2 protein-coding genes, 1 pseudogene and 1 riboswitch are annotated in these 3,844 nt (G+C 75.0%); all 3 genes and pseudogenes read right to left on the reverse strand.

The genetic code is table 11. The annotated features are described in order from the left end of the window. Positions 1-192, reverse strand: a pseudogene (locus AB0M28_RS40040) (hypothetical protein); the annotation flags it as partial. Positions 193-618: 426 nt separating this feature from the next. After that, complete coding sequence (locus AB0M28_RS40045; RefSeq protein WP_365415710.1) at positions 619-2,004, reverse strand: aminotransferase class V-fold PLP-dependent enzyme; 1,386 nt, start codon at positions 2,002-2,004, stop codon at positions 619-621. 309 nt (positions 2,005-2,313) lie between these two features. After that, positions 2,314-2,431: riboswitch (SAM riboswitch) on the reverse strand. Between the two features lie 117 nt (positions 2,432-2,548). After that, on the reverse strand, positions 2,549-3,601 hold the full coding sequence (trpD, locus tag AB0M28_RS40050; protein WP_365415712.1) for an anthranilate phosphoribosyltransferase: 1,053 nt from the start codon (positions 3,599-3,601) through the stop codon (positions 2,549-2,551). Positions 3,602-3,844: the final 243 nt, after the last annotated feature.

The following is a 3,844-nucleotide window of genomic DNA, read 5'->3' on the forward strand; positions in this document are numbered from 1 at the left end:
CGCCAGGGTGTCGGCGAGCGCGGCGCGGGCGAGGGCGGCGGCCTCCTCGGGGGAGTAGGCGGGGGTCAGCCGGGTCTTGACGCGGCCGGGGCGGGCCCCGCGCTCCGCCCGGCAAGGCCCCTTGGGGCCGCAGAAACACTTCGATTTGCAACGACAACCGGCCACGAACAACCCGCCGCGCACATCGGCCACCGGCCCATCCCCCGCCTCAGAACCACTGGCCGACCACCGCTCCAGCCCGGGTAACCACCCCCTCCGGCGCGGCACCGCCATGCCGAAACGCCGACCGTAACGAGGCATCACCACAACGGTCCGCCCGCCATAGGTCCGAAACCCGAGGCCCGATGCGAACCCGGGACCCGGGGCCGGGCGCAGGGCTCGGGCCCAGGGCGCGGGCTCGGGCCCAGGGCCCGCCCCACGGCCCGAGCGCGGGTCTGGCTCCAGGTCCGGGTGCAGGCTCGGCCCCCCCGGCCGCAAGCCCAGGCGCCGGCGTCAGGTAAGGCACGCCGTAACGGGTGGTGTGTGGGTGGGGGCAACCCCGCGCCGAAGGCGCGGGCGGCGCCGTCCGCGGGCCGGCAACCGCCCGCCGCGCAGCGCGAGACGCCCCCGTCCGCAGAGCTAGACCCGCCCCACCAGCTCCCCCACCGCCGCCAGGAACCGTACAACGTGCTCGTCCGGCGTGCCCACCCCGAAGCTCACCCGGATCGCGTGCAGCGGACGCTCCCCCGAGGCCGACGCCGAGGCGGAGGCCGAGCCGTCCGACGACCCATCGCAGTCCGCCGGCTCATCGCCCTCCGCGCCGAGGAGCGTCCGCACGAGCGGGTGCGCGCAGAAGAGACCATCCCGAACCCCGATGCCGTACTCCGCGGAGAGCGCCTGCGCGAAGGCCGAGCTGTCCCAGCCCGCGACCGTGAACGAGAGGACCCCGACCCGGTCGGAGTCGTCCCCGAACAGGGAGAGCACCTGGACCGCGGGCAGCGCCGCGAGCCCGGAGCGCAGGCGGCCGAGGAGCGCCTCCTCACGGGCCAGCAGACGGTCGAAGCCCGCCTCCGTGAGGGCCTTGCACGCGGAGGCGATCGCGTACGCGCCGATCACGTTCGGCGATCCCGCCTCGTGCCGGGCCGCCGTGGTGTGCCACTCCACGGACACCCCGCCGGCCGGTCGCCGCGCCACCGTGCGCGAGGCGCCGCCGCCCGCCAGGTAGGGCTCCGCCGACTGCAGCCAGTCCGCCCGCCCCGCCAGCACACCGGAGCCGAAGGGCGCGTACAGCTTGTGGCCGGAGAAAGCCACCCAGTCGACGTCCAGCGACGTGAGGGACACCGGCCGGTGCGGGGCGAGCTGCGCCGCGTCGAGCACGATCCGCGCCCCGTGCCGGTGCGCGGCCGCGGCCAGTTCGCGGACCGGCCACACCTCGCCGGTGACGTTCGAGGCGCCGGTCACGCAGACCAGCGCGGGACCGTCGCCGCCGCGCGTGGCGAGGGCGGCCTCCAGGACGCCCACCGCCTCGCGGGGGGAACGGGGCGCGTCGAGGTACGTGACGGACACGTCGGAGCGGCGCTCCCAGGGGAGCAGCGCGGCGTGGTGCTCGGTCTCGAAGACGAACACCCGCGTGCCGGTGGGCAGCACCGCCGCGAGGAGGTTCAGGGAGTCGGTGGTGGACCGGGTGAAGACGACCTGGTCGTCCGCGCGGCAGCCGAGGAACTCCGCGACGGTCGCCCGGCTGGACTCGAAGAGCTCCGTGGACAGCTGGGAGAGGTAGCCCGCACCCCGGTGCACGCTGCCGTAGTACGGCGCGTACGCCGCCACGTCGTCCCACACCCGCTGCAGCGCGGGCGCGCTGGCGGCGTAGTCGAGCGCCGCGTACTCCAGCTCCCCGCCGGAGGCGACGGGCACGCGCACGTCCCGGCCGAGGACGGGGAGCGGGGCGGCGGCTGCGGAGAGGGCCGTACAGGCGGGGTCGGAGGTGGTGGCGGAGGCGGTCGGGGCAGCGGTGGGCACGGACATGGCGAGGTCTCCTCAGGGCAGGCCGGAGCGTGGCGGCGGTGAAGGTGAAAGCGCGCGTCGAAGACGCGGAAACCCCGAAAGGCGCGCGCGAAGCGCACCCGATACGGACCCGGAAGGCACGGAGGGCACGGACGCGAAGACGCCCGGACGCGAACGCGGGAGCGCACGGCCACGGCACGAAACACACACCGTGCGGGCGTACGCAGAAGCGGCCCGTCGTCGGGGTGGGAGAAAGGGGCCGACCGGCCCTAGCGCATTCGCTTGCTCACGGAGCTCTCCCTCGACCACCAGGACCCCTGGCTTGCGAGGGGTCCGCGCTTGCCGCAGACCTCGCTGCCTGCGGCCTGGTCATCACCCGGGGCACCCCGCCACGGACGGAGGGTTGCCGGACAGCGGGCCGGGGCCTGAATCGCTGTCACTCGTGACCTGGTTCAGAAGTATGCCATGTGATCGTCCGCGCGCAACATGTCTGTCCGGATCGCGGAACGCCGGCGCGCGAAGCGGGGTGGCCGCCGGCCGGGGGCCGGCAACCACCCCGTGCCGATCAGGAGTTGCTGACCGCGACCCAGCGCTCCAGGGTGCGCTGCGCGGCCCCCGAGTCGATGGACTCCGCCGCCCGGGCCATCCCCGCTGCGAGCTGCTCGGCGAGCGGCGCGTCGGTGGGGTCCAGGGCGGCGAGGGCGGCGGCGGAGTTGAGCAGGACGGCGTCGCGGACGGGGCCGGTCTCGCCGGCCAGCAGCCGGCGGGCGACGTCCGCGTTGTACGACGCGTCGGCGCCGCGCAGGGCCTCGATGCCGACGAGCCGGATGCCGAGGTCGCGCGGGTCGAACGTCTGCTGCGTCACCGTGCCGTCGCGGACCACCCACACCTGGGAGGTGCCGGTGATGGTCAGCTCGTCGAGGCCGTCGTCGCCGCGGAAAACGAGGGCGGAGGAACCGCGTTCGGCGAGTACGCCGGCCATGATCGGGGCCATCCGGGCGTCGGCGACGCCGGTGGCCTGGGCGCGGACCCGGGCGGGGTTGGTGAGGGGGCCGAGGAAGTTGAAGGGCGTCGCGACACCCAGTTCCTTACGGGCCTGGGCGACGTGACGCAGGGAGGGGTGGAACTTCACCGCGAAGCAGAAGGTGATGCCCGCCTCCTCCGCGACCTCGACGACGCGGCCGGGGCCGAGTTCGAGGTTGACGCCGAGCTTCTCCAGTACGTCGGAGGCGCCGGACGCGGAGGACGCGGCGCGGTTGCCGTGCTTGACGACCTTGGCTCCGGTGCCGGCGACGACGATCGCGGACATCGTGGAGATGTTGACCGTACGGGCGCGGTCGCCGCCCGTGCCCACGATGTCGACGGTACGGCCGGGGACCTCGATCAGATTGGCGTGCTGGTACATCGTCCGGACCAGGCCGGCCATCTCGTCGACGGTCTCGCCCTTCGCGCGCAGGGCCACCGCGAAGCCAGCGATCTGGGCGTTCGTCGCCTCGCCGCGCATGATGCGGTCCATCGCCCAGGCGGTGTCGTCGGTGCTCAGGTCCTTCTTGGCGAGCAGGGCGCTCAGCACGTCGGGCCAGGTGCGGCCGCCTCCGGTCGGTGTGGCAGCGCTCATCGGGGTCCCTCCTGTGCGTGTGCGCCTGCGGCGCGGGCCTACGGGGTACGCGGTGCAGCCTATCGGCGCCCCACCACCCCGCGCGCCCTCCGCCCACCCTTCGGACCCCCCCGGTCCCCACCCCGCGTCCGGCACCGCCCCGCGCCCTGGGCGTGAGCGCGTCCCCGCGCACCGGACCGGTCGCCTCCCGCGTCCGGCGCCGCCCCGCGCCTTCGGCGCGGGTAAATGTCCCGCCCACCCACC

The sequence above is a fragment of the Streptomyces sp. NPDC051940 genome (assembly GCF_040680895.1).
Taxonomy (GTDB): Bacteria; Actinomycetota; Actinomycetes; order Streptomycetales; family Streptomycetaceae; genus Streptomyces.